This is a genomic window from Pseudoalteromonas sp. P1-26 (genome assembly GCF_001401795.1).
In the GTDB taxonomy this organism is placed as follows: domain Bacteria; phylum Pseudomonadota; class Gammaproteobacteria; order Enterobacterales; family Alteromonadaceae; genus Pseudoalteromonas.
In genome coordinates this window covers 1-511 of the sequence record NZ_LKDX01000139.1, presented here as the reverse complement: position 1 = coordinate 511, position 511 = coordinate 1, and the positions used below count along the sequence as shown (strand labels likewise).

At 35.8% G+C, this 511-nt stretch carries 1 protein-coding gene; it reads left to right on the top strand.

Translation table 11 applies throughout. The features are described from left to right. The coding region (locus tag AN394_RS21285; protein ID WP_235575526.1) for a hypothetical protein at positions 1 to 419 on the top strand (419 nt) is incomplete at its 5' end. Positions 420 to 511 lie beyond the last annotated feature (92 nt).

Sequence of the window (511 nt, the reverse complement as noted above, 5' to 3'; positions counted from 1 at the left end):
GTTATGTGTATAGGATGGTTATGGATAAACCTAAAAGTATAAAGCTCACAACTATATTTATTTTTCTTGGTTGGCTGGTCAGTTTGGCTTCTATTCTCATTATTTCTTTCAATACTAAAGAGTTAATGCCGAATGTAATAGCAAAATACACCTCATTCGGCGTAACAACTTTATTAGTTATTTGGCTAGCTTACAAAATCAACTGTGGGCGCAACTGGGCAAGGATTATCTATTCCGCTCTTATTTTAATAAGCCTTGTTAATGTAGCAATTAACTTCCAACAGTTTTTTTTAATGCCTATAGAGTTTACCGTTGTAAGTGCTCTAACAAACTTGTGTCAGATTATAGTTATTCTGTTTTTGTTCACGCCAAGTTCAAATGTTTGGTTCAAAAACAAGAAAGGCGCACAATACACATAACAAGTTACTCAAAAGGACGCAAAACGCTTGGCTTGCGCTCCTTCGTAGCTAATTTTAGCCAAGCATTTATGCGCCCATTAGTAAGGCGTTAG